Source organism: Saccharopolyspora rectivirgula DSM 43747, assembly GCF_000497205.1.
Lineage (GTDB): Bacteria > Actinomycetota > Actinomycetes > Mycobacteriales > Pseudonocardiaceae > Saccharopolyspora > Saccharopolyspora rectivirgula.
The window spans coordinates 1-25,264 of record NZ_AYJW01000027.1 but is presented as its reverse complement, the minus strand read 5'-3'; the positions used below and the strand labels follow the sequence as shown (position 1 = coordinate 25,264).

The 25,264-nt window shown below is 68.9% G+C and carries 23 protein-coding genes; 15 read left to right on the top strand and 8 right to left on the bottom strand.

Annotation, left to right across the window (positions count from 1 at the left end; genetic code table 11):
• Positions 1–1,665, top strand: a complete 1,665-nt coding sequence (locus SREC43747_RS0109590) for a long-chain-fatty-acid--CoA ligase (protein ID WP_029720995.1) — start codon at positions 1–3, stop codon at positions 1,663–1,665.
• A 71-nt stretch (positions 1,666–1,736) separates the two neighbouring features.
• Here the strand turns inward: SREC43747_RS0109590 and SREC43747_RS0109585 are convergent, their stop codons facing one another.
• Positions 1,737–2,771, bottom strand: coding sequence for a zinc-dependent alcohol dehydrogenase family protein (locus tag SREC43747_RS0109585; protein WP_029720994.1), 1,035 nt, complete (start codon positions 2,769–2,771; stop codon positions 1,737–1,739).
• 669 nt (positions 2,772–3,440) lie between these two features.
• On the opposite strand from SREC43747_RS0109585, the gene SREC43747_RS0109580 reads away from it, so the two are divergent.
• Entirely contained in the window at positions 3,441–3,839 is a 399-nt protein-coding gene (locus tag SREC43747_RS0109580; protein ID WP_029720993.1) for a four-helix bundle copper-binding protein, read from the top strand.
• 99 nt (positions 3,840–3,938) lie between these two features.
• On the opposite strand, the gene SREC43747_RS20570 is transcribed toward SREC43747_RS0109580, so the two are convergent.
• The gene (locus SREC43747_RS20570) at positions 3,939–4,757 is read right to left on the bottom strand and encodes an MFS transporter (RefSeq protein ID WP_236623114.1); all 819 of its coding nucleotides are present in this window, start codon (positions 4,755–4,757) and stop codon (positions 3,939–3,941) included.
• Here SREC43747_RS20570 and SREC43747_RS0109575 point away from each other — a divergent pair.
• The 5 genes from SREC43747_RS0109575 (at position 4,718) to SREC43747_RS22230 (ending at position 8,488) form a co-directional block, all read left to right on the top strand.
• On the top strand, positions 4,718–5,935 hold the full coding sequence (locus tag SREC43747_RS0109575) for a cytochrome P450 (RefSeq protein WP_029720992.1): 1,218 nt from the start codon (positions 4,718–4,720) through the stop codon (positions 5,933–5,935). The genes SREC43747_RS20570 and SREC43747_RS0109575 overlap by 40 nt on opposite strands.
• A gap of 2 nt (positions 5,936–5,937) precedes the next feature.
• On the top strand, positions 5,938–6,588 hold the full coding sequence (locus tag SREC43747_RS0109570; protein ID WP_029720991.1) for a TetR/AcrR family transcriptional regulator: 651 nt from the start codon (positions 5,938–5,940) through the stop codon (positions 6,586–6,588).
• A gap of 61 nt (positions 6,589–6,649) precedes the next feature.
• Entirely contained in the window at positions 6,650–6,850 is a 201-nt protein-coding gene (locus SREC43747_RS0109565; protein ID WP_029720990.1) for a ferredoxin, read from the top strand.
• Positions 6,847–8,028 carry an NAD(P)/FAD-dependent oxidoreductase gene (locus SREC43747_RS0109560; RefSeq protein ID WP_029720989.1) on the top strand — a complete coding sequence of 394 codons (1,182 nt, stop codon included), beginning with the start codon at positions 6,847–6,849 and terminating at the stop codon, positions 8,026–8,028. Before SREC43747_RS0109565 ends, SREC43747_RS0109560 begins: the two co-directional genes overlap by 4 nt.
• A gap of 301 nt (positions 8,029–8,329) precedes the next feature.
• The gene (locus SREC43747_RS22230; protein WP_306413778.1) at positions 8,330–8,488 is read left to right on the top strand and encodes a hypothetical protein; all 159 of its coding nucleotides are present in this window, start codon (positions 8,330–8,332) and stop codon (positions 8,486–8,488) included.
• Here the strand turns inward: SREC43747_RS22230 and SREC43747_RS22225 are convergent.
• The gene (locus tag SREC43747_RS22225) at positions 8,485–8,922 is read right to left on the bottom strand and encodes a hypothetical protein (protein WP_306413777.1); all 438 of its coding nucleotides are present in this window, start codon (positions 8,920–8,922) and stop codon (positions 8,485–8,487) included. The genes SREC43747_RS22230 and SREC43747_RS22225 overlap by 4 nt on opposite strands.
• Here SREC43747_RS22225 and SREC43747_RS22220 point away from each other — a divergent pair.
• A complete protein-coding gene (locus tag SREC43747_RS22220; protein WP_306413776.1) occupies positions 8,909–9,259 on the top strand; it encodes a cytochrome P450 family protein in 351 nt (116 codons plus the stop codon). The two genes, SREC43747_RS22225 and SREC43747_RS22220, sit on opposite strands and share 14 nt — an antisense overlap.
• An 86-nt stretch (positions 9,260–9,345) precedes the next feature.
• Positions 9,346–10,245 (top strand): TIGR03619 family F420-dependent LLM class oxidoreductase, encoded by a 900-nt coding sequence (locus SREC43747_RS0109550; RefSeq protein ID WP_029720988.1) that lies wholly within the window; start codon positions 9,346–9,348, stop codon positions 10,243–10,245.
• 151 nt (positions 10,246–10,396) lie between these two features.
• Here the strand turns inward: SREC43747_RS0109550 and SREC43747_RS21015 are convergent, their stop codons facing one another.
• A complete protein-coding gene (locus SREC43747_RS21015) occupies positions 10,397–10,630 on the bottom strand; it encodes a hypothetical protein (protein WP_152528370.1) in 234 nt (77 codons plus the stop codon).
• Positions 10,631–10,660: 30 nt separating this feature from the next.
• On the opposite strand from SREC43747_RS21015, the gene SREC43747_RS0109545 reads away from it, so the two are divergent.
• Together SREC43747_RS0109545 and SREC43747_RS0109540 are read left to right on the top strand one after the other, a co-directional pair.
• Positions 10,661–11,305: a hypothetical protein gene (locus SREC43747_RS0109545; RefSeq protein WP_029720987.1), complete on the top strand. Its 645-nt coding sequence runs from the start codon at positions 10,661–10,663 to the stop codon at positions 11,303–11,305.
• 230 nt (positions 11,306–11,535) lie between these two features.
• Positions 11,536–13,797, top strand: coding sequence for a glycoside hydrolase family 3 N-terminal domain-containing protein (locus SREC43747_RS0109540; RefSeq protein WP_029720986.1), 2,262 nt, complete (start codon positions 11,536–11,538; stop codon positions 13,795–13,797).
• A 166-nt stretch (positions 13,798–13,963) separates the two neighbouring features.
• Here SREC43747_RS0109540 and SREC43747_RS0109535 read toward each other — a convergent pair whose 3' ends face one another.
• Positions 13,964–14,890 carry a carbon-nitrogen hydrolase family protein gene (locus tag SREC43747_RS0109535; RefSeq protein WP_029720985.1) on the bottom strand — a complete coding sequence of 309 codons (927 nt, stop codon included), beginning with the start codon at positions 14,888–14,890 and terminating at the stop codon, positions 13,964–13,966.
• A gap of 470 nt (positions 14,891–15,360) precedes the next feature.
• Between SREC43747_RS0109535 and SREC43747_RS21930 the strand changes: the two genes are divergently transcribed.
• From SREC43747_RS21930 to SREC43747_RS0109520, 3 genes are all read left to right on the top strand, one after another.
• A complete protein-coding gene (locus SREC43747_RS21930; protein WP_236623113.1) occupies positions 15,361–16,779 on the top strand; it encodes an SDR family oxidoreductase in 1,419 nt (472 codons plus the stop codon).
• Positions 16,780–16,901: 122 nt separating this feature from the next.
• On the top strand, positions 16,902–18,863 hold the full coding sequence (locus SREC43747_RS0109525; protein ID WP_081722508.1) for a hydantoinase/oxoprolinase family protein: 1,962 nt from the start codon (positions 16,902–16,904) through the stop codon (positions 18,861–18,863).
• On the top strand, positions 18,856–20,406 hold the full coding sequence (locus SREC43747_RS0109520; RefSeq protein ID WP_029720982.1) for a hydantoinase B/oxoprolinase family protein: 1,551 nt from the start codon (positions 18,856–18,858) through the stop codon (positions 20,404–20,406). The genes SREC43747_RS0109525 and SREC43747_RS0109520 overlap by 8 nt, the downstream gene beginning before the upstream one ends.
• A 352-nt stretch (positions 20,407–20,758) precedes the next feature.
• On the opposite strand, the gene SREC43747_RS0109515 is transcribed toward SREC43747_RS0109520, so the two are convergent.
• Positions 20,759–21,664: a hypothetical protein gene (locus tag SREC43747_RS0109515; protein WP_051387908.1), complete on the bottom strand. Its 906-nt coding sequence runs from the start codon at positions 21,662–21,664 to the stop codon at positions 20,759–20,761.
• A gap of 603 nt (positions 21,665–22,267) precedes the next feature.
• On the opposite strand from SREC43747_RS0109515, the gene SREC43747_RS0109510 reads away from it, so the two are divergent.
• The gene (locus SREC43747_RS0109510; RefSeq protein ID WP_029720980.1) at positions 22,268–23,074 is read left to right on the top strand and encodes an SAM-dependent methyltransferase; all 807 of its coding nucleotides are present in this window, start codon (positions 22,268–22,270) and stop codon (positions 23,072–23,074) included.
• A 12-nt stretch (positions 23,075–23,086) separates the two neighbouring features.
• Here SREC43747_RS0109510 and SREC43747_RS0109505 read toward each other — a convergent pair whose 3' ends face one another.
• Entirely contained in the window at positions 23,087–24,259 is a 1,173-nt protein-coding gene (locus SREC43747_RS0109505) for an MFS transporter (protein WP_037331690.1), read from the bottom strand.
• Positions 24,260–24,442: 183 nt separating this feature from the next.
• Positions 24,443–25,264, bottom strand: an 822-nt coding sequence (locus SREC43747_RS0109500) for an acyl-CoA dehydrogenase family protein (RefSeq protein ID WP_029720977.1), incomplete at its 5' end; no start/stop codon positions are given.

Here is a 25,264-nt window from a genome sequence, read left to right as displayed (position 1 = left end):
ATGAGCGCCTACAGCAGCAAGCCGTGGCTGGCCCGCTACGCCCCGGGCCAGCCGGCCGAGATCACGCCGGAATTCGCCAACGCGCTGGAGATGTTCACCGCCTCGGTGCGGCGCAATCCCGACGGGGACATCATCCGGTACTTCGACGGGCGCATCACCCTCCGCGAACTCGACGAGCTCACCGACGCCTTCGCCGCCGGCATCACCGACGCCGGTTTCTCCCCCGGTGAGCGGGTTGCCATCTACGCGCAGAACGTCCCGCAGTTCCTCATCGCCCAGATCGGCACCTGGAAAGCCGGCGGCATCGCCGTGTCGGTGAACCCGATGAACCGGCAGCGGGAGCTGGAGCTGATCCTGCAGGACTCCGGTGCGAGCGTGCTGGTGTGCTTGGAAAGCCTCCACCGCGACGTCGCCCGCGAGGTCCTGCCCCGCACCCAGGTGCGCACCGTGATCACGACCTCGGAGCTGGAGTACCAGACGCGCAACGACGAACGCCTGTTCGCCGGCGTCGAGCGCATCCCCTGCGACGGCACCGTCGACATGGGCGAAATGCTGCGCGAGCACCGGGGCCGCGCAGCACCACCGGTGTCGCTCGCCCCGGACGACGTGGCCCTCCTGACCTACACCTCGGGCACCACGGGGCCGCCCAAAGGGGCGATGACCACCCACCGCAACATCGTGTTCAACGCCCAGACCTACCGGGACTGGATCGGGCTGAGCGGTGACGACGTGATCCTCGGGGTGGCTCCCCTGTTCCACATCACCGGGCTCATCGGCCACGCCGCCCTGGCCATGCTGACCGGGGCGCCGCTGGTGCTGATGTACCGGCTCCACCCGAGCGTCACCATCGAGACGATCCAGGCCGAGCAAGCCACCTTCACCGTCGGGGCGATCACGGTGTTCATCGCGCTGATGAACGCCCCCAACGCCAGCAAAGAAGCGCTGACGAGCCTGACCAAGATCTACTCGGGCGGGGCTCCCATCCCGCCGAGCACGGTGCGGGCGTTCCAGGAGGCCTTCGGCCACTACATCCACAACATCTACGGGCTCACCGAGACGACTTCGCCCACCCACGCGGTGCCGCTGGGAGCGGACGCCCCGGTGGACCCCGCGTCGGGCGCCCTCTCGGTCGGTGTTCCCGTGTTCAACACGGTGGTCCGGGTCGTCGACGACGACGGGCAGGACCTGCCACCCGGGGAGATCGGCGAGCTGGTCACCTCCGGCCCCCAGATCGTCGCCGGCTACTGGAACAAGCCCGAGGAAACGGCCGAAGCGATCTCCAACGGCTGGTTCCGCACCGGCGACGTGGGCTACATGGACTCCGAGGGCTGGTTCTACTTGGTGGACCGCAAGAAGGACCAGATCAACGCCAGCGGCTACAAGGTCTGGCCGCGGGAGGTCGAAGACGTCCTCTACGAGCACGAGGCGGTCCGGGAAGCCGCGGTCGTCGGAGTTCCCGACCCCTACCGGGGCGAAACGGTGAAGGCGTTCGTCAGCCTGCGCCCGGGCAAGACCGCCCAGCCCGAGGAGCTGATCACCTTCTGCAAGCAGCGCATGGCCGCCTACAAGTACCCGCGCGAAGTGGAGGTCCTCGACGAGCTGCCCAAAACGGTGACCGGGAAACTGCTGCGGCGCGAGCTCCGCGCTCGCCACCAGCAAAGCTGAAACCGATCGACAGCGGGCCGGCCCCGGCCCGGGAGGGGTACCGGGGCCGGCCCGCGCTGCCTACCGCACCGTCACGGTTTGATCAGGACCTTCAGCGCTTCCCGGTCGGCCATCGCCCGATAGCCGTCCGGAACCTCGTCCAAGCTGATGGTGCGGTCGAAGACCCGGCCGGGCTCGATCTTGCCGTCCAGCACGTCCGGCAGCAGTTCTTCGATGTAGGCCCGGGCCGGGGCCACCCCACCGGTGAGCGTGATGTTGCGCAGGAACATGTCCGGCCCGACCGGCCCCTCCTCGTACTGGGGCACGCCGACCCGGCTGACCACACCGCCGTCGCGGGCCACCCCGAGGGCCATCTCCAACGCCTGCTTGGTGCCCACGCACTCCAGGACGGTGTGGGTGCCGTCGCCACCGGTGAGGTCGCGCACCTTCGCGATGCCCTCCTCACCGCGTTCGGCCACCACGTCGGTGGCCCCGAACTCGCGCCCCAGCTCGGTGCGCTCGGTGTGCCGGCCCATCAGCACGATCCGCTCCGCGCCGAGCCGGCGGGCGGCCAGCACCGCCGAGAGCCCGACAGCACCGTCCCCGATCACCGTGACCGTGGTGCGCGGGTTGACCCCAGCGGTGACCGCGCAGTGGTGGCCGGTGGGGAACACGTCGGCGAGCGTCAACAGCGACGGGAGCAGCTCGGAGTCCTCCCCGACGGGCAGCTTCACCAGCGTGCCCTGGGCTTGCGGCACCCGCACCGCTTCGCCCTGGGCACCGTCCACGCCCTCCTGCCCCCAGAAGCCGCCGTGCCGGCACGAGGTGTGCAGGCCCTCGGAGCAGAAGTCGCAGGTGTTGTCAGCCCACACGAATGGCGCGACCACCACGTCACCGGACTTGAGCCCCGACACCTCCGAGCCGACTTCCTCGACGACGCCGAGGAACTCGTGGCCGATGCGCTCACCCGCGTCCGAAGCTGGTTTCGACTTGTAGGGCCACAGATCACTGCCGCAAATGCAGGAGCGCAGCACGCGCACCACGGCATCGGTCGGTTCTTTCAGGGCCGGGTCGGGCACGTTCTCCACCCGAACGTCCCCGGCACCATAGATCACGGTTGCCCGCATGAGTCCCTTCCGGTTCTCCGTCTCGCTCCGCGCCGCACCCGGACGTGCCGGCGCCGCAGTCCACAATTCGCACCCGTGCGTTCGCACCTGGAAGTTCACGCACCGAATTCCGCCGCGCAGGACGACCTGCGATCGACCACGACGGCACCGCGGACGAAATACCCGCGCGCACGGGGTGACCGGACTGGAACTGCACTGCTTCCTCTCACCTTTCTAACAGCTTCTCCAGGAGGCGCCACCGCTGGGAACAGCACTGTCCGGATCGGAAATTTGTTCGTCCTATTCGTCCTCGATCGAACTGGCACCACGATTTGCCAGGTAGCGCCGGGGAAAATCAACGGCAACGCGACGAGCCGCCCTCAACTCGGACAGCGACCTCCTGTGGGGCGAATCATCGAGTGAAGCTTCAAACACTCGCCACTGCCGCGCCGTTCAACGGATCAGCGCTCGTTCCAGTGCACGCAGGTGCACCGTGCGCGACAACGGGCTTTCCGGAGCAATGCACCGAATTGGAAATTCAAGACAGATCTGGCCAGGACGGCGGAAACCACCGCTTCCGGACGAGCCGCGCGAGGAACACCGGACATCCGCGCCTCCAACAGCGATTACCAGTGCGGAGCGAACGGGTAAGCCCGGGGCGCAGCGATCGATGACGCTGGAGGAGGAGCCATGCCCGTGCAAACCATGATCGACACCTACCCCGCGGAAATCAGACTCGACCGGGTCCTGCTGGCCGAAGCCTCCCAAGCCGCGATGACGTGCGCCCAGGCGTGCACGGCCTGCGCCGATGCGTGTCTGAGCGAGAACGACGTCGCCGAAATGCGCAAGTGCATTCGCACGAACCTGGACTGCGCTGACATCTGCGATGTCACCGAGCGCGTGCTGTCCCGCCACACCGAGTACGACGCCAACATCACGCGCGCGATGCTGCAGGCGTGCGTGCAAGCGTGCAACAGCTGCCGGGACGAGTGCGCCCGCCACACCCACATGAGCCACTGCCAGGCCTGCGCCGAAGAATGCCAGCGGTGCGCCGACGCCTGCCAAGCCATGCTCACCAGCATCAGCTGACGCACGGGTGACCAGCGGCCGGAGACCTGCTCAAGCGGTCTCCGGCCGCCGCACGGCAAGACCTCCCCCGACGGCTGATCGCGCTGCCCGATCACCTGTTCACCGGAATGGGGACGCCACCGCTGCTCCCGGCGCCAGAGGCCCTCTTCGCCGCCGCACACGCCGATGGCGCGGCAAGTGAAGACGAACACCGCAGCGGCGATCGCGGCGCCCACGACCGCCACGGCGCAAGCACCGCCCAGAAGAGCACGTGCCAATCGGTGCTCTGGCCCAGCAGGGCTCCCCGGGCGGACCGAACGCCCCGCCCACGACGAGCGAAGCTCTCATCAGGGCGGTGGCCGAGGCGAGCCGTTCGGCCGGCAGTGCATCCCGCACGATGCCGATCCCCAGCGGGATGACTCCGGGCGCCAACCCCTGCAGTGCGCGACCGAGGACCACCTGCGCCGGCGTTGCACCGACCCCGCAGACGGGGGAGCCCGCCACGGACCGGGCCAGGCCGATCAGCAGGACCCTCCTCTTGCCGTGCACGTCTCCCCGACCGACCGGCCACCGGCGTTGCCCCCGAGCTGGCGAGCAGGATGGCGGTGACCGCCCAGGTGCATTGGCCGCGGAGGAGTCCGGCAAGCCGGGCAGCGGCGGAACCAGCGGAATGATCAGGGCGTGCTGCGGCGAGACCACGATCCCGGCGAAGACGATCCCCACCACGACCGGGGAGGCGGATGGAGCAGCAGCCCTGGCGAGCGCAGCGCGGGCGAAGGGCGTCGAACGGACCTCCGGGGATGGCTGTGCTGCGGGGGTGAAATTTAAATCAATCGATTGACTCAAGTTGAGCGGGGCGGGTTGACTGGGATCACCACTGACCAGCAGATGAGGTACCGATGGGTCAAGACAACACGAAGCAGACGCTGAACTTTCCATTCACCAGCGAGGAAGTCCTGGAACCACCAGCGGAGTGGGCCGAGCTGCGGCAGCAGTGCCCGGTCGCACCGGTGAAGCTCCCCAGCGGTGACGAGGCCGTGCTGGTGACGCGGTACCACGACGTCAAGAGCGTGCTGTCCGACCCGCGCTGGACCCGCAAAGCCCCCGACGGAAAGGGGGCCCGGGTTTCGAAGAACAAGTCCGGTGGCCCGTTCAACGGCAAATCGGCCAAGCTCATCCCCGACAGCGGCAAGGAGCACCAGGCCTGGCGCCGGAAGCTCAGCAAGTGGTTCACCGCCAAGCGCATGGCGTCCTTGCGCCCGCGGATCGAGGCGATGGCCGAGCAGCTGATCGACCGGATGCTGGAGCAGGGCCAGCCCGCCGACCTCAAGGCGAGTCTGGGTTTCCCGCTGCCGGTGTGGGTGATCTGCGACATCCTCGGCGTCCCCGACGCCGACCGGGACAAGTTCTCGCACTGGTCGGACACCCGGCTCAACTTGGACAAGTACGAGCAGGACGAGATCGACGCCGCCCAGGCCGAGTTCGACGAGTACATGCACGCCCACGTCGAGGCCAAGCGAGCAGAGCCGGGCGAGGACCTGCTCAGCGAGCTCATCCGGGAGGGCGAGAACGGGACCGCCATGTCCGACGCCACCCTGGTGGCCACCGGGCAGGGACTGCTCGTCGCCGGGCACGAAACCACGGCCAACATGATCGGCAAGATGGTCGCGATGCTGCTGGCCGACCGCACCCGCTGGGAGCAGCTGCTGGCCGACCGGTCGCTGGTGCGCACCGCGGTGGAGGAGTCGCTGCGCTTCGACCCCAACGCCGGCTTCGGCATGGTGCGCTACCTGCACGAGGACACCGAGATCAGCGGAACTGCGGTGCCGCGGGGCACCACCGTGGTCTGCAGCATGGCGGCGGCCAACCGGGACGAGAGCGTTTTCGACGACGCCGGTGAGATGGACCTGCGCCGCAGCCCGAACCCGCACCTGGCCTTCGGCTCCGGCGCGCACTCCTGCCTCGGTCAGGCACTGGCCCGCACCGAGCTGCAGACCGTCCTGGAAGTGCTGCTGCGCCGACTTCCGGCGCTGGACCTCGCCGTGCCGGTGGAAGAGCTGCCGCGCATCGAGGGGCTCCTCGTCGGCGGCTTCCGAGAAGTTCCAGTGAGATGGTGATCATGACGGGTAGGACCGCTCGGGCCGAACAGGTCGGCATGACGCGAGAAGCGATTCTCCGCGCTGCTGAGCAGTTGTTCGCCGAGAACGGGGTGTTCGCCGTGTCCAACCGGCGGATCAGCCAGGCGGCCGGTCAGGGCAACAACACCGCGGTCAGCTACCACTTCGGCTCCAAGGTGGAGTTGGTGCGCGCGATCGTGCGCAAGCACGCCGACCACATCGAGCAGTTGCGGACCCGAATGGTGGCCGAGCTCGGCGCCGCCCCGGAGCTGCGGGACTGGGTGAGCTGCTTGGTGCGCCCGAGCACCGAGCACCTCGCCAGCCTGGGCGAGCGGACGTGGTTCGCCCGCTTCGGCGCGCAGGTGATGGCCGATCCCACCCTCCGGGAGGTCATGCTGGAGGAGTCGTTCAGCTCCCCAGCGCTCCACCAAGTGCTGCAGGGCATGCGGCGCTGCATCGGCGACCTGCCGGACGAAGTGCTCGTCGGGCGCAGCGAGATGGCTCGCCAGCTGATGGTGTACACGTGCGCCGAACGGGAGTACGCGCTCGCCACGGGCATCCGAACCCCCTGGTCCTCCTGGCACGAGACCGGCACCGCGCTGATCGACGCGATCGTCGGCCTGTGGCTGGGGCCGGTCACAGAGCAACCCTGAGGCAGGGCAGCGGTCGCTCCCGGACCGCTGCCCCATCCCCGCAATCCGAAAGGAGATCCCCATGAAGGTGTCCGTCGACGAGGAGAAGTGCTGCGGCGCCGGCCAGTGCGTCATGATCGCACCCGAGGTGTTCGACCAGCGCGATGAAGACGGCGTCGTGGTCCTGCTGGACGCCCAGCCCGACGCGGGCCTGCACGACCAGGTCCGGGAAGCCGCCAGCGTCTGCCCGGCCGCGGCGATCGCGCTGAGCGAAGACGAATGACCGCACCCGCCAGCGTCCTGGTGGTGGGTTCGTCAGCTGCCGGGCTCACCACCGCAGAGGCCCTGCGCCGGAAGGGGTACCGGGGGAAGCTGACGGTGCTCGGGGCGGAGAAGCACCTGCCCTACGACCGTCCCCCGCTGTCCAAACAGGTCCTCTCCGGGAAGTGGGAACCGGAGCGCACCCAACTCCGCCCGGAAGCGCAACTGACCTCTTTGGACATCGAGTTCGTCCTCGGTGATCCAGCTGCCGGGCTGGACGTCGGAGAGCGCACCGTGCGCACCGCTTCCGGGCGGGAACTGGCCGCTGAGGCCGTCGTCGTGGCCACCGGGGTGCGTCCTCGCGCCCTCCCCGGCCAGGACCAGCTGGCCGGGGTGCACGTCCTGCGCACGCTCGACGACGCGATCGCCCTGCGCGACGAGCTGCTGGGCGCCAGCCGGCTCGTGGTCGTCGGCGACGGCGTGCTGGGCGCGGAGATCGCAGCCACCGCGCGGGGACTGGGCCCGGAGGTCACCATGGTCGGACCGCAGCAGGCGCCCATGGCCGGCCAACTCGGTCCGCAGATCGCCGGCTTCCTCGCCGAGCTGCACGTCGAGAACGGCGTGCAGCTGCGCCTGGGCACCGGGGTCGAAGAACTGGTGGGCCGGGACGGCGAGGTCACCGGGGTGCGGCTGGCCGACGGGGAGGAGCTCTCCGCTGATGTGGTCGTGGTGGCGGTCGGTGCCGAGCCGGCGACCGACTGGCTCGCCGACAGCGGCCTGCAGGTGGACGACGGAGTGGTGTGCGATTCCCGCTGCCGAGCCGCCGACGGCGTCTTCGCCGCCGGAGACGTGGCGCGCTGGCACCACGAGCAGCTGGGCGTGCTGGTACGGCTGGAGAACCGCACCAACGCCACCGAACAGGCCAATGCGGTCGCCGACAACCTCCTCGGCGCCGACCGGTCCTACACCCCGGTGCCCTACTTCTGGACCGACCAGTTCACCACCAAGATCCAAGTCCACGGCACGCTGGCGGCCGACGCCGACGTGGCGGTCGTCGAAGGAGATCCCGCCGACCGGCGCTTCGTCGCGCTGTACCGCCGGAAAGGCCGGGTGACCGGGGTGCTCGGTTGGAACATGCCCAAGCAGGCACGGCTGTTGCGCCAGGAGATCCACTGGCTCCCGAACTCCGCCCAGCGCTGACCCACCTGGCTTTCCTCCCGGTGAACACCTCACCGCATCTCAGGAGAAGTCGCTCTGGTGCGGTTGTCCGACGGCAGCACACCGTGGCTGGTCACCCGCTACTCCGATCAGCGGGACCTGCTGGCGGATCCGCGGCTCAGCTCCGACCCGACCACACCGGGCCATCCCGCGCCAGGAGCGGCCAACAGACCGCGTTCCTCCCCGGCCTTCATCCTGATGGACGGCCCGGGAGCACGCCCGGCTGCGGCGCACGGTCGCCGCCCCGTTCACCGTCAAGCGGATCAAGGCGCTGCAGCCGGCCGTGCAGAAGACCGTCGACGACCAGATCGACAGCACGTTCGCCGGCCCCAAACCGGCCGACCTGGTCGAGGAGTTCGCGCTGCCGGTCCCCTCGCTGGTGCTCTGCGGACCGCTCGGAGCCCCCTACCGCGACCACGACCCCTTCCAGAACAACAGCTAGGTCGTCATCAACCGCAATTCCACCCCGGAGCAGCGGTCGGCCGCTCCCGGAGAACTGGGCGACTGCTTGACTCCCCTGGTGGAGGAAAAACTGCCCCCGGTGATGACCTGCTGCCCCAGCTGACCGAACGCATCGAAAACGGCGAACTGTCCACTGAGGAAGTATCTGGGACAGGCGTGCTGCTGCTCATCGCCGGCCACGAGACCACCGCGAACACGAGCGCGCTCGGCACGCCGGCCCTGCTCCAGCACCCGGATCAATTGGCGCTGCTGCACGACACCGAAGCCCCTGAACCGGTCGCGTCCGCGGTCGACGAGTTGCTGCGCTACCTGACCACCGCCCACAACGGCCGGCGGCGAGCGGTGCGGGGAGGACATCGAGGTCGCCGCGCACACCATCCGTGCCGGCGAAGGCGTGCTCGTGCCCAACGACATCGGAAACCGGGATCCGGAGGTCTTCCCGGAGCCGAACCGGCCGGACCGCACGCGGGCACCGCGCAACCACCCGGTGTTCGGCTCCGGCGTGCACCACTGCTTGGGGCACGCGCCGGCCCGGATGGAGCTGCAGGTCGTCCACAGCACCCTCCACCGCCGCATCCCCATCCCGCGGCTGGCCACGGATCTGGAGCCCATCCCGTTCGAGCACGACGGATCGGTCTACGGGGTCCACGCGCTCCCGGTGACCGCCGGAGCGAGCAGGCCGTTGAACTCCCGGTGGGGAGGCGGGATCGCACCGCCCTCCCACCGAGAGGTTTCAATCCCCCACCGCTGAACCATTTGATCTTGCTGTCGGCATCGCCGACCGAGATGATCAGAACACCTGTTGAACTGGAACCTCGGTGAAGGATGTCAATTCCAATGCAGATCGGCTTCACCCTGCCGCAGATGGGAGCGCTGGCGAACGAAGCGGCGCGAGCGGCCCGGTTCGCCGCAGAAGCGGAACGCCTGGGAGCGGACAGCCTCTGGGTGGGCGACCGGATGCTCGCCCCGGTGAACCCGTCCGTCGGCTACATGGGCGGCGATGGGATCCCGGAGGTCTTCCACAGCGTGCTGGACCCGTTCGCGCTGATGTCAGCTGCCGCAGCGGTCACCGAGCGGGTTCGGATCGGCTCCAACGTGCTCAACGCACCCTGGTACCCGCCGGCCCTGCTGGCCCGCTCGTTGACGACGATCGACCAGATCAGCGGTGGCCGGCTGATCGCAGGCTTCGGCACCGGGTGGTCTCCGGAGGAGTACCAGGCCGCTGGGGTGCCGATGCCGCAGCGCGGCGCGCGCCTGGACGAGTGCCTCGACGTGCTCTTCTCCTGGTGGTCGGAGAACCCGGTGGAGCACCACGGCGAACACTGGTCCGTACCCGCGTCGCGCGTCAACGTCAAATCCGTCCAGCGCCCCCGCCCACCGGTGCACCTGGCGGCCTTTTCTCCCGCTGCCCTGCGCCGGGTGGCCCGCCGGGCCGACGGCTGGCTGCCCGTCCACGTTCCCGGGGCGAGCGGGTTCGATCCGGCTGCCCTGAACGGGACGATGGCGGAAATCCGGCGGCACGCGGCAGAAGCCGGCCGGGATCCGGCGGAGCTCGGCGCGGTTCTGCGCATCAACCCGGTGTCCCCGGAAAACCTCGACGAGACGGTCGAGACCATCAAGCGCGCGCAAGCGGAAACCGAGATCGACCACGTCTTCGTCGAACTCATGAACTTGGCCAAAGACGTGGATCAAGCCCTGGAGTTCGCCGAGCAGGTGCTGCGACTGGCACGGGGTTGAAACACCCGCCGGACGGTGTCGGAGCACCTGCTTCCCACCGTCCCGGCGGTTGCCCCCGCTTCCGCAAGAGTCGAACCACTCCGACTCCCGGGCATCCGGGTGAATTCCGTTGCGCAGTAGGGAATCCCCGGTTCAGCGGTGCCCCGAGCGATCACCCGAGATCGACCATTTCCCTCAGGTTCTGCGCGATCTTGGGGGTGGAATGCAGCGCCTGGGGAACCACAACACGAATTGCGAGGAAGCCGCCAAACGAACTTGCGTCTGCACCGGATGCTGCGGAGCACGGCATGGCTGGAGCGGATGGCTGCAGGTCAGCACGAATACGGACCTCCTTGGTCAGCAAGCCGAGATAGCACGACAGCGGTGGATCGCTGAAAAGCAGCACTACAAGAAGACATCCCGACGCAAACCCCGGTTGGCCTACAAAGGCGCCTGCGTGGACCTGGCCCGGATCGACTTGCTGAAGTGGATGGCTGACGACAACGGGACCATCCAGAACGGTCGATCCCGCTCCTCGGAAATCGGGGCCCCCCTGGTCGACCAGGTGCGAGAAGTCGGTCAGCTGTTGCCCGAGCAAGTGCTGACCGAAATCACCAAGTCCTGCGGCGGTCAGCTCACGCAGGCGATCGGGAAGGAACTGGCCAACCACTTCTGGTGCGATGTGCTCGCGCACCTGGCGCGCGTGCTCAGCCCGGCCGAGAAGCTGATGGGCAGAGCTCCAGTGAAGGCGCTGGAACGCGAGATCACCGGTTCCCGAGCCGAGGTGTCGAAGACGGCATCCCTGCTGGACAACGGACTCACGAGAACAGCGGTGACAGCGCTGTGGGGTCAGCTCCAGCGTCTCGTCACCAGCGCGCTCCTCGGCAACTTCAGCGATGTGCCCGATGTGCTGCGGATCCTGACCCTCCTGATCTGCAAGTCCCCGGAGCAGCACCGCGCCGTGGTCGTCCACTGCCTGGAGCCGTTGAAGAAGCGCTTGCTGAGCACCACCCGGGAAGAGCTCGCCGTGGTCTTCCACGACTGGATACCGGATGTGGCCCTGCAGCGCGACGGCGAATGACCACTGGACCACCGCAACAGCGCTGCATCGAGCAACGCCCGCCGTCCTGGTGCGGTTTCCCGCTGGTCCAGTGGGGAAACCACACCAGGGGGCCTCTTTTGGCCAGCCGCTCCAGCCAGCGGTGAGGACAAAAGGACTACTGCGCTGAACACCATCCGGGCGATGTCAACCGCGGCGCAACGCAATACGGTGCCGGTGCAGCAACCAGTGCGCAGTGAGGGCAGGTCGATATGGGTACCAGTGGAATCACTCGCCGGGCCGTGCTCGCCGGCATGGGTGGCACCATCGCCGCGATCGCCATGACCAGCAAAGCGCTGGCCAGCCAGAAACCAGCTGACCCCGCGATCGAAGCCCGAATACAGCGGTTGCTGAAGCAGATGACGATCGAGGAGAAGTTCGGCCAGCTGCAACAGCTGAGCGGCAACGGCGACACCGGCCCCGGGGACGGCCAGATGAAGGAGATCGTCGACCGCACCCGCGCCGGACGGCTGGGCTCGGTGCTGAACGTCTACGGCGCCAAGAGCTCCAACGACTTGCAGCGGATCGCCGTCGAGGAATCGCGACTGGGCATCCCGCTGCTGTTCGGGTTCGACATCATCCACGGTTTTTGGACGACCTTCCCCATTCCCATCGCGCAGAGCGCCAGTTTCGACCCGTCGGTGGCCGCCCGCGACGCCGAAATATCCTCTGCGGAAGGCCGCTCCAACGGCGTCCACTGGACGTTCGCCCCGATGATGGACGTCACGCACGATCCGCGGTGGGGCCGGATAGCGGAGAGCGGGAGCGAGGACCCGTACCTGACAGCGCGTTTCGCCGCCGCCAAGACCGCGGCCCACCAGGGCAACGACCTCAGCGCGCCCGATCGCGTGGCGGCTTGCGCCAAGCACTTCGTCGCGTACGGCGGAGCGGAAGGCGGCCGGGACTACAACACGGTGGACGTTTCCGAGGCCAGGCTGCGCAACCTCTACCTGCCGCCGTTCAAAGCCGCGGTGGAAGCCGGCGTGGCCACCGTGATGGCGTCGTTCAACACCATCAGCGGCGTTCCGGCGCACGGCAACCACCACACCATGACCGAGATCCTCAAGCAGCAGTGGGGGTTCACCGGCTTCGTCGTCAGCGACTACAACGGCGTGCAGGAGATGGTGCCGCACCACTTCGCCGAGGACAAGGCAGACGCGGCCCGGCTGGCGCTCCAGGCCGGGGTGGACATGGAAATGGTCAGCACCACCATCAACGACCACGGACCGGAACTGCTGGCCAGCGGTCAGATCAGCATGCGGCGGCTGGACGACGCGGTGGCCCGCATCCTCCGCCTGAAGTTCGAACTCGGCCTCTTCGAACAGCCGTACGTCGACGAGAACGCGGCGATCACCGAACCCACCGCGGAAGCCCGGGCGGCCGCGCGCAACGCCGCCGCCCGGTGCGCGGTGCTGTTGAAGAACGACGGTGGCGTGCTCCCCTTGGCCCGGTCAGCGCGTTCGGTGGCGCTGGTCGGCCCGTTCGCCGATTCCCGGGACCTGCACGGCTGCTGGTCCGGGCCGGGCAAGGAACTGCCAGCGGTGACCGTGCTGGAGGGGCTGCGCAAGGCTCTTCCCACCACCCGCATCACCCACGTCCAGGGGGTCGACCCGCTCGGGGAGGACACCAGCGGCATCGCCGATGCGGTCGCGTCCGCGGAGAATTCCGAGGTGACGGTCGTGGTGGTCGGAGAACCTTCGGAGCTCAGCGGGGAAGCCAACTGCAGGAGCGACATCAGCCTGCCCGGTGCTCAGGCGGAACTGATCAAAGCGATCGCCGCCACCGGCAAGCCCTTCGCCGTCGTGCTGGTCAGCGGCCGGCCATTGGTGCTCAGCGATTGGCTCGAGCAGGCCCCTGCGGTCCTGGTGGTCTGGCACCCGGGCATCGAGGGCGGTAACGCCGTGGCCGACGTGCTGCTCGGCTCGGTCAACCCGGGCGGGAAACTGCCGGTGTCCTTCCCCCGGTCGAACGGGCAGATACCGGTGTACTACAACCACGAGAACACCGGGCGGCCGTACGATCCGGATGACGAGTACACCTCGTACTACTTGGACTTGCCGCACGGCCCGCAGTTCCCGTTCGGGCACGGGCTGAGCTACACGACTTTCACCACCGGATCGCCCAAGTTGGACAAGGACCGGATTTCGGTGCAGCAGCTCAAATCCGGTGACTCGGTGCGGGTTTCAGTGGAGGTCACCAACACCGGACCTCGAGAAGGGGATGAGGTCGTGCAGATCTACTTGCACGACCGCGCTGCCAGCATCGTGCAACCGGTTCGAAAACTCCGCGGTTTCCAGCGGGTGGCCCTCAAGCCCGGGGAGACCCAGGAGGTCCAGTTCGATTTGACGGCCGAGGATTTCGGGTTCTGGACCAATGATCCTCGCGGTGAGTTCGTCGTCGAACCTGGGAAGGTGGACATCTACGCGGGGAACAGCTCGACGGCGACCAAAAAGGCGACGTTGAGCATCCGATAGCGAGTCGCCCACGGGGCAGGGGGCCGAGCTCCTGGTTCGTGCTCAGGAAGCTCGGCCACCGATGTCCGCACAGCAAACCCGTGCCTTCGCGCTCTCCAGCTGTTCTGCGGCGAGCAGCGAGGATGGGGAACTCTCCGGGTAAGACCGTGATCTTCTCGAAGCAGCCCTACAACGAAGTCCGGTCCTCCGAGCGTGGATCCTCCACCAGTTCTCCACTGTGGAGCACTCCGGACAACGCACGGTCCCGCCACGGTCCGGTCGAGTCGTACAACTCCGCTTCCGTATCCACTGTGGAAACAAGAACTCCTGGCTCGTTGCGCTGCAGCCTGCCGGTGGTCACCCCGTCCGCGCGGACGAAGAACGCCGGCCACATGCTCTGCGGAGCGGACGAGTTCGAGCAGCTGATCCACACGTGGTTGCACGCCGCGGCGGTGGTCATGGCCGCCGGCATCGTGATCCCCGGGTAGGTGAGCGTCGGCGCGTTGTTGAACTCCCCCAGCTCCGGCCCGATGTTCTCGGCGATGGTGCGCAACCGCTCGTCCGACGCGTTGCCGGTGTGGAAGGAGTGGAACATCAACTGGACGCCACGTCGCTTGTACTCCCGGTACAGCTCGGGATACCGGTAGTCGTAGCAGATCAGCGCTCCGCAGCGAACACCGTTGATCTCCCACGTGCTGAAGTGGTTCCCCGGCGTGTAGTGCGCCAAGTCCCCGGTCGTCCCGGTGCGGTCGCCGGAGCAGAAGCGCTTGTCGTAGCGGTCGACGACCTGACCGCTGCTGTTGATGACGTAGACGCTGTTGTGCGGTTTGTTCCCGCGGCTGAGGCGGTGCGCCGACCCGAGGACGACCCACATCCGCAGCTCCCGCGCCAACTCCAAGATCTGTTGCGTGGCACCCCGCAGGGTTTCCCAGTCGTAACCGCTGAAATCGCCGAAGTCCACACCCGCGTACCCGGAAAGCGCTCCCTCCGGGAAGTGGGCGACCTCGGCGTGCTCGTCCTTCGCGATGCGCAGCTGCCGCGCCACGTGCTCCGCGTTGCGGGCCACATCCGCGCTCACCGGGAATTGACAGGTCGCCACCCGCAGAACCGCCATCTCCCACTCCCACGACTCCTGCTGCGCAGCTGCCGAGAACGTCGGGCGAGCATATCCAGCGCGGCAATGCCCCGGCCACCCATTTGCCGGACGGGCGGAAACGCCTTGGCGCCGCTCCGCCCGGTGCACGATGTTCCGCGACGTGAACGAGACGCAGGAAGTCGAGCTCTCCCGCGATCCCCTGCCGCTGCGGGGCCGGGTGGCTGTGGTCACCGGGGTCAGCCGGCGCAACGGCATCGGCTACGCCACCGCTCTCCGGCTGGCCGCGTGCGGCGCGAGTCCGTTCCTCCACCACTTCCAACCCCACGATCGCGCCCAGGAACGGGAGGCTGACGGCCTGGACGCAGTGCTGGCCGGGGTGCGGGCACAGCTGCGCACCGAAGGCGCCCGGGTCGAAGACCTGCACGCCGATCTCGTCGAACCCCGAGCCCCGCACCAAGCATCGACGCCGCCGAGCGGCGTTCGGCCACGTGGACATCCTGGTCTGCAATCACGCGCTGACCGGGGTGGACGGGCCCCTGGGCGAGCTCTCCGCAGCAGAGCTGGACCAGCACTGGGCGGTCGACGCTCGCTCCAACATCCTGCTCGCGCAGGCCTTCGCCGCCCAGCACGACGGACGCCCCGGCGGGAACGTGGTGTTCCTGACCTCCGGACAGCACCTCGAGCCGCTGCCGGGCGAAGTCGCCTACGCCGCGGCCGAAGCCGCGCTCGCCGGGATCACGACGACGCTGGCCGACCAGCTCGTCGACCGGGGAATCCGGCTCAACACCGTCAACCCCGGACCGGTGGACACCGGATACCTGGCCCTGGAGATGTGGCGTGCGGCCGCCCCGATGCCCCCCTTCGGCCGCTACGGGGACCCGGACGATCCGGCTCGGCTGATCAGCTGGCTGGTGACCGACGAAGCCAGGTGGATCACCGGGCAGGTCATCAACACCGAGGGCGGTTCCGGCCGCTGGCGCCCCGCAGCACCGCGGAACAAGCGCCCCATCTCCGCGGGGAACTGGCCGCCCTGGTCACGTGCTGCACCGGTCTCGACACCGCACCGCACTTCCCTCGCCAGCGCATCGCTGCTAAGACAAGTCGGCATGACGCGTCGTTCTGGGAAACTGCTGCGGCTGGTGGCCGCGGTGGTCGCGGCCGCAGCCCTGCTGGCCCCGCAAGCGCAGGCCGCGCCTGCTGCGGGCGAGGCGCCGGAGGAGTTCGTGGCGCTGCGCGATGTCGCGCCCACCGTCATCCAGGAGATCCGCTACCACGGCTCCCACAACTTCGTGGGGCACCCGATCCCGGGCTATCGAGAACCGGAGTGCTTGCTGACCCGCCCCGCTGCCGAGGCGCTGCGGGACGCCCAGCGAAAACTGCTGCCGATGGGCTATTCGCTCAAGGTCTACGACTGCTTCCGACCGCAGCGCTCGGTCGACTTCTTCGTGCGCTGGTCCGAAGACCCGAGCGACCAGCGGATGAAGGAGGAGTTCTATCCGCGCATCGACAAGGAAAGGCTCTTCCCCGAGGGCTACATCGCCGAGCAGTCCGGCCACAGCCGGGGCAGCACCGTCGACCTGACCCTGGTCGAGCTCCCGGTGCGGCCGCAGCGCCCGTTCCTCCCCGGTGAACCGCTCACCGCCTGCTACGCGCCGCACCACGAGCGCTTCCCGGACAACAGCATCGACATGGGCACCGGGTACGACTGCTTCGACGAGCTCGCCCACACCGACGACCCGCGGGTCGAGGAACCGGCCAGGCGCAACCGGCAGCTGTTGAAGAGCGTTCTGGAGTCGGTGGGCATGGAGAACTACCCCTACGAGTGGTGGCACTTCACCTTGGTCGACGAGCCGTTCCCGGACACCTACTTCGACTTCCCGGTGTCCCGGGGCTCGTTGCGCGGCTGATCGGTCGCGGCTGCCGCTCGACAGCTGTCGAGAGGAGTCCGGCTTCGGAGTAGAACACCAGGTCAACGGCCTTCCGTTGACCTGCCGAGTCCTGCCGGCTGCGCAATGATGCCGGTGGGGTGATGGCTATGCCGGACAACGCGTGCGCGGGGGTGGACGTCGGCGGCACCTTCACCGACGTCGTCGTGCACGGGCTGGGACGGCCACGGGCGGTGAAGGTGCCGACCACCCCGGAGAACCCGGCGGACGGGGTGCGCAACGGCATCCTCGCAGCCGCACCGGAAAGCGACCTCCGGGTCCTGTCCCACGGCAGCACCACCGCGACGAACGCCGTTCTCGAACGGAACATCGCCCGGACGGTGCTGGTCACCACCGCCGGTTTCCGCGACGTCTTGCGAATCGCCCGGCAGGACCGGCCGGCGCTCTACGACCTGACGGCGACCCGCCCGGAACACCTGGTTGCCGACGACGCCGTGGTGACCGTGCGGGAGCGGGTGGACGCCCGCGGCGAGGAGATCGTCCCGCTGGACGATGCCGAAGTCGAACGGGTGGTCGCCGAAGTCCGCGCCCTGGAACCGGAATCGATCGCGGTGAGCCTGCTGTTCTCCTACGCCCGCGAGGACCACGAGCGGCGGCTCTGCGCGGCGCTGGAACGGCTGGGGGTGCCCATCACCCGCTCCAGCGCGCTGCTGCCGGAGTTCCGGGAGTACGAGCGGGCGTCCACCTGCGTGTTGAACGCGGCGGTGGCACCGGTCATGGAGAAGTACCTGCGCGAGCTCGCCAACCGGATCCCCGGCCCCTCCATCAGCATCATGACCTCCAGCGGTGGCACCACCAGCATCGAGTACGCCTCGACCGCGCCGGTGCACACGCTGCTGTCCGGCCCGGCCGCCGGGGTCGTGGCCGCTGGCGCCACCGGGGAAGCCGCCGGTCATCCCGACGCGATCGCCTTCGACATGGGCGGCACGTCCACCGACGTCTGCCTGATCCGCGACGGCGTCCCGGAAGTGTCCACGTCTTCGCAGATAGCCGGCCTGCCGTTCAAGACACCGGCGGTGGGCATCCACACGGTGGGCGCTGGTGGGGGTTCCATCGCGTGGATCGATGCGGGCGGGGCGCTGCGCGTGGGCCCGCAGTCCGCGGGGGCGGTGCCGGGCCCGGCTTGCTACGGGCGCGGTGGGACCAGACCGACGGTCACCGACGCGCACTGCGCGCTCGGGCACCTCGCCCCGGAACGAGCGTTGGGCGGCGAGCTGCACCTGGACGTGTCCCGGGCGCACCGGGCGCTGGAGTCGTTGCCGGGATCGGCCGGGGGCGCGCACGGGGTGCTTTCGGTCGTCCGCGCCACCATGGCGCGGGCGTTGCGCCGGGTGAGCACCGAACGCGGGGTGTCCCCGTCCGGATTGGCCCTCATCGCCTACGGCGGGGCTGGGCCGCTGCACGCGACGGCGCTGGCCCGCGAACTCGGCTGCTCCGTGGTGGTGGTTCCACCAGCGCCCGGGGTGCTCAGCGCCGTGGGTTTGCTGTTGGCCCCACCTCGCTACGAGGCGTCCCGGACGGTGATGGTGGACGCGCGGGAGGACCTGTCGGCGCAGTGGGTCGAGCTGCGCACCGAGGCCCGCCAGGAATTGCAGAAGCAGGGGGTGGACGGGCCGCTCGTGCTGTCCCGGGTGGTGGACGCCCGGTACGCTCGGCAATCGCACGAGCTGCGGATCAGCGTTCCCGAGGACGAGGACCTGGCCTCGCTGCTGCACGAAGCGCACCGGAAGGCGTACGGCTACGCGATGCCCGAGGAACCGGTCAGGGTCGTAACCATGCGCGTCGTCGCGCAGGGCGACCCGGTGCTGCACCTGCCGCCGAAGGATTGGGACCAGGGGCCGGTCGAAGACAAGCCGGACCGGGAAATCGGTGTCGACGGACAACTGGTGCGAGCCCAGGTGATCTCCCGAGCCGCGCTGCGGCACGGCGACGAAATCACCGGTCCTGCTCTGATCGAGCAGTCCGACACCACGACGCTGCTCGCCCCCGGTGACAAGGCCGTTGTGGACGAATTCGGCAATCTGGTGGTGCGCTGTCATGGCTGAACTGTCCGCTGTGGAATTGGAAGTGGTGCGGCACGCGCTGGCCGGGGTGGCCGACGAGATGGGAATCGCGCTGCGGCGCGCCGCCTACTCCCCGAACATCAAAGAACGCGCCGACTGCTCGGCCGCTGTTTTCGCCCCGGACGGGCAGATGGTGGCCCAAGCCGAGCACATTCCGGTGCACTTGGGGGCGATGCCGGAAAGCGTCCGCTCCGTGCTGTCCGTCTTCGGTCCGCTCAAGCCCGGTGACCAGGTCTGCGTCAACGACCCCTACCTCGGCGGTACGCACCTGCCGGATTTGACCATCGTGTCCGCGGTCGGGTACGGCGACCGGCTGCTCGGCTACGTCGCCAACCGAGCGCACCACGCCGACGTGGGCGGGGCTGCTCCCGGTTCGATGCCGGCTTCCGCGACCGAGATCGCCATGGAGGGGGTGCGGATCCCGCCGGTCCGGGTCGCCGACGCCCACCGCGAGTACACCGATGTCGTGCAGTTGATCGCCGCCAACTCCCGAACCCCCGAGGAACGGATGGGCGATCTGCGAGCCCAGTTCGCCGCCAACTACGTGGGCGCGCGCAGGCTGCGGGAACTCACCAACCGGATGGGGTCCCAGCTGGTGAACGACGCGATGGCGGCGGTGTGCGACTACTCGGACCGGAGGGTGCGGGCCGCGGTCCGCGAGATTCCCGACGGGCGCTATTCCAGCGAAGACGTCCTCGAGATAGGCGACGGTGTCCCCATCCGGGCCATGGTGGAGGTCAACGGGGACGAGATCGCCGTCGACTTCACCGGCACCGCCGAGCAGATCCCGGTGAACTGCAACGCGGTGTTCGCCGTGACGCTTTCGGCGACCATGTTCGTCTTCCGCATGCTCACCGATCCGCACGCCCCGCCCAACGCCGGCTGCTACCGGGCGCTGCGGGTGAGCGCCCCGGAGGGAACCGTGGTCAACCCGGTCTTCCCGGCGCCGACCGCGGCCGGGAACGTCGAGACCAGCCAGCGCATCGTGGACGTGCTGCTGGCGGCGTTCGCCCAGGCGATGCCGGAGAAGGTGCCGGCTGCCAGCCAGGGGACCATGAACAACTTGTTGATCGGCAGCGCCAACCCCCCGTTCAACTACTACGAAACGCTGGGCGGAGGTGAAGGCGCCACTCCCCTGCGCGACGGGATGTCCGGTGTGCACACGGGGATGACCAACACGCAGAACACCCCGGCGGAGGCCATGGAACTCGACTACCCGCTGCGGATCTGGCGCTACGAGCTTCGCCGGAACAGCGGCGGTGGGGGTCGGTATCGCGGCGGCGAGGGGTTGGTCCGGGAGGTCGAGGCGCTCGCCGACTGCACGTTGACCATCCAGTCGGAACGCCGGACCACCGCCCCGTGGGGTGCGCACGGCGGGTGTTCTGGAGCAGCTGGCCGGAACCTGCTGATCCGCCGGGATGGCAGCGAGGAAGTGCTGCCGAGCAAGTCGACCCGCCAGTTGGCCGCTGGGGAGCGGGTGCGCATCGAAACTCCCGGCGGTGGCGGGTGGGGAAGCAGCGGATGACGGGTATTCCACGACTACCGGCCGGGCTCTGCGCTGGCACGTGGAGCGATCGATCCCGGTCGCAGCAGGAGCCTCCGGTCCGAGCGGCCGGGGGCTTCTCCGCTGATCGCGCGGACGCGACAAGCCCGGCAGGGGGCGGCTAGCTGGCGGCCACCGCCCCCGCCGGTGCGTCCCCGCCTTGCACCCATTCCCTCATCGGCCTCCCATGGTTGCAGCGTCAAGTGCCGAAATGGTCACCGTTCTGACACGACCGGATAGCACCGCCGCTGGTGGCCCTCCGCTGCCGGAGCGCAGCGCTCCCCGCTCGTGCCCGGGGCAGCCCGCCGACCCGGTTTTCGGGAAGGCCGTCTTCTCAGCGCCGGGGGTCTTCCTCCCGGCGCAGTTGCTGCTCGGCGGCTTCGAACTCCTGCTGCGCCTGGGCGATGCGCTGTCTCGCTTCCTCCTCGGCCGTTGCGAGGTTCGCCAACCGGTTGTCCAGCTGGCGCAGTTCGGCGCGCAGGTCGTCCCGGTGTTCTTCGACGTCCAGCCTCGCGTCCTGGACCTTGTTCAACTTGTCTTCGGCGATGCGGAGCTGCCGACGCGCGTGGTCCCGCCGTTGTCGCAGCTCTCGACGGTGGCGCTGCGCTTCCGATTCGCCCTCCACTGCCCCGGTGAGCGGTTCCGGCGGGGGCGTCAGCGGCTGGTCGAGGGAGTGGTGCTTGGGCGGCGCGCCGGGTTTCCCCTGCTCGGTGGTCTTGTTCTGCTTGACGCGACGAATCGCCTCGGCGGAGAAGGAGCCCAGGGCGAAACCGCTGAACTCCAATGGTCTGCTGAGCGTGCCCTGCCGCACTTCCTCTCCGGCCTGCGGATCGGACAACGCCGCGGTGAGGGTCTGCTCCACTTGCTGGCGGGCCTGTTCGCTGAGCGGGTGACCGGCTCCTTCGGCGAGTTCGACGGCTCTCGCGGCGAGCCTGCGCAGCAGCGTTGAGCGCCTGTCCGCCAGTGCCCGGAGCTGGTCGGCGCGCAGGTCGTGCTGCGCGGCGCGCAACTGCTCACCCAGGTGGAGCAGGTCCTCGACCAGGTCTGGCTCGGTGGCGACCATCCGGTTGATGGCCCAGGCCGCCGTGGTGGGTTTGCGGAATTTCTTCAGGCGCGCGGCGAGGTGCTTGTCCCCGCGTTCGCGGGCCTGGGTGCTGAGCGCGTCGCGTGCGGCGGTGAACTCCGCGGGATCTCCGCTGTAGAGCTCCCGCAGGGTTCGCTGCAGCTCCCGCTCGTCCACCTGCTCAACGTGCCACTGCCGCGCCGAGTCCGCGAGACGGCGGACGCGTCCGCCCTCCTGGCTCGATCACCCGGTGCGCCGTGCACCAGCTCCGGCACCAGCTCGCCTTGGTGCGCGAACGCAACATATGCAAATCTGCCGAAGTATGCATGTGGCAAGTGCAGGTTCCGCAACGGCCCCCAGGGGAACAGCATGACATCGAGCCAGTCGTCCAGTCCCGAACCCGAGCGCTCGATCGACCGCACTGCGGTCCAGGCAGCCGCCGCAAGACCGAGACCGGTTCCCACCACCGCAGCCCGCACCCGACGGCTCGCCGCCGAAGAACCGCACCTGCGCGTCCCCGGCCCCCAGGCACCCTCCCCCTCCGCGCGTCCCCGCCCGAGCCGATGACCGGACCAGTGGCGGCACAGCAGCAAGCGAGCTCCGCAGCTGCAGCCAGTGCCCCGAAACATCGCGGCCGGCCCGGTCGACCACCTCTGCGCAGGCGCACGACGGGCACCGCGGCAACGCGCCGCTGCTCGCACCCGCCGCACCTGATCGACCTCGGGGGCCACGGACAGTCATCGATCAACTACTGTACGATTTGGCGACGGGAGGGGGATCATGGTGCCGACTTCAGCTCCGCAAGCCCGCGCGATCGACATCGACCGTCCATGCGCTGCCCGGATCCACAACGCTTTCCTCGGCGGCAGCCACAACTTCGGCATCGACCGCACCTTCGCCGAGCAATTGGAGAACGAGCTCCCGGGCATCACCGAGACGTACCGGGAAAGCCGGGCGTTCTTGCACAGGACGGTGGAGCACCTGATCACCCTGGGTGTTCGGCAGTTCGTCGACTTCGGCTCCGGAACCCCGACGATCGGCCACATCCACGAAATCGCCGTCCGGTACACGCGGGACTTCCGGGTGCTCTACTCGGACAACGAACCGCTCACCGTCGCCTTCAGCCGAGACCTGCTGGCCAGGCAGCCCACGGCGGAGATCGTCGAAGCCGACTGCCGCCGCCCCGAAGCGGTCCTCGACTCCCCGCAAGCGGCTGAGCTCATCGACCTCACCCAGCCGATCGCCTTCGTCTTCTCCTCGGTGCTGCACTTCATCGCCGACCACGACGACCCGGCCGGTCTGATGGCGCACTACCGCGACCACATCCCCGCTGGAAGCTACCTGGTGATCTCGCACCTGACGGACCACTACGACCCGGAACCAGCGCGGGTCCTCGCGGACCGGTACGCGAACACCGCCGACCCGGTGCACGTGCGGAGCACCGCGCACATCGACGGGTTCTTCGGGGATTTCGAAATCCTGGCACCGGGCACCGGGCGGCTGCCGGACTGGCGCCCAGAACCCGGGCAGCGGTCCTGCCAGCAGAAGTACCACTTGCTGCACGGAGGCGTCGCCCGCAAGCCCTGACCCGCCCAGCGGCTACCCGCTCCGCTGGTTCTGGCGCCGCACCAACGCCATCAACACCCCCGCCAGCACCGCCGCACCTCCGGCAGCTGTCCAGGCCCCTGGCAGGCCGACGTGCTCCGCGAGCAGCCCGAACAGCAGCGGGCCGAGGCTGCCGCCCACGAAGATCCCGGTTTGACTGGACGAGGTGGCGCTGGCCACCCGGTGCGGCATCAGCTTGGCCACCGCGAAGTTCAGCAGCCCCGACCAGGCCCAACCGCCCCCGAAGGCCACCAGCACTCCGGTGAGCACCGCAATCGGGGAATCCACCGCCAACAACCCGTATCCAACGGCCCCCAGCAGCAGCATCACGGTGATGACGCGCATCAGGTCCGGGTTCCACCGATCGGCCACCAACCCGGAGGCCAACCGCATGAGCAACCCGGCCAGCGAGCCCGCCGACAGCACCAATCCCGCAGCTGCCGGGGAGAACCCCACCGCCACGGCCGTGGTGGTCACGTACGCGCCGAGGGCGTTCGCGGCAGCAGACCCCAGCGCTCCGGCCACGGCGAGCAGCAGCAGCGTGGTCTTCTCGTTGCGCACCGCCTCGGACCGCTCCGGTCCCCGTTCAGGCCACCTGCGGTGCTCACCTCGAGGAACGCTGGCAGCTGCCAGCAGCGCGATCCCTCCGGCCATGACGAACACCCAGCGCCAGCCGATGGTCAGCGCCACCCCTGGCACTGCCGCCCCGGCCAGCATCGTGGCCGCGGGGATCGCCGAGTGCTTCACCCCGAACCCGAAGCCCCGCCGCCGCGGCGGCACGCTCTGGGTGATCAGCAGGTTCGACGACGGTTGCCCGAGCGCGTTGGGCACACCCGCCAGGCACACCACGGCCAGCAACCACACCGGACCGGTGGAGAACGCGAGCAGCACCAGGCAGAGGGAGCTGACCAGCGCGGCCAGGCGCATGCCCCGGGTGGCGCCGAGCCGTTCGGCCACCCAACCCATCGCTCGGGACGCCAGGGCGGCCACCCCGAAGAACCCCGCGGCTGCCGCCCCGAGCAAGGCCGGCCCGAAGCCGAGGTCTTCGCGCAGCTGCACCCCGAGACCGCCGACCAGGAAGACCGGGAAGGAGCCGGCCGTGACCACGCTGGCCACCGCCACCAGCACCCGCACCGGAACCGGGGCCGCCGGAGTCGCTCTGGGCATGAGTGACCCTCCCCCGAAGAATCGCTTCCCGACCCCTCCGGAACGGCCCCACCGGCTCGTCGGAGAGGAGCGAGCGGCCGAGCCCGACACCACCCCGGGGTGGAAGCGGGTCTTGGCCACCGCTCACCTGCCCCGCAGCAGCGGGGAGCGGAACGCGGCCGGCGTCCCGCTCCCCGCGAGCGGTCAGCTCCGGAAAGCGGGGATGCCGGTCATCGCCTGACCGATGGTCAGCGTGTGCATCTCGCTGGTGCCTTCGTAGGTCAGCACGGACTCGAGATTGGTCATGTGCCGGATCACCGGGTATTCGAGCGAAATCCCGTTGGCGCCGAGCACGGTGCGCGCGGTGCGCGCCACCTCCAGCGCTCCGCGGACGTTGTCGAGCTTGCCGAAGCTGATCTGCTGCGGCAGCAGCTTCCCGGCGTCCTTGCGCTTGCCGAGGTGCAGGGCCAGCAACCGACCGTTGTTGACCCGGACCGCCATGTTCGCGATCTTCTCCTGGGTGAGCTGGAAACCGCCGATCGGCTTGCCGAACTGCTCCCGCGTCCGGGCGTACTCCACGGCTGCTTCCAGGCAGCTGCGGGCGGCCCCCACCGCTCCCCAGACGATGCCGTACCGGGCTTCGTTCAGGCAGCTCAGCGGACCGCGCAACCCGGTCACCTCGGGCAGTACCGCATCGGCGGGCAGTCGCACGTCGTCCAGCACCAGTTCGCTGGTCACCGAAGCGCGCAGGGAGAGCTTGTGCTTGATCTCCGGCGCGGAGAAGCCCGGGGTGTCGGTGGGCACGACGAATCCGCGCACCCCTTCTTCGGTGCGCGCCCAGACCACCGCGACATCAGCGATGGTCCCGTTGGTGATCCACATCTTGCGGCCGTTGAGGACCCAGTCGGACCCGTCCTTGCGGGCCACCGTCCGCATCGAGGCGGGGTCGGAGCCGTGATCGGGCTCGGTCAACCCGAAGCAGCCGATCGCCTCGCCCGCAGCCATCTTCGGCAACCATTGCTGCTT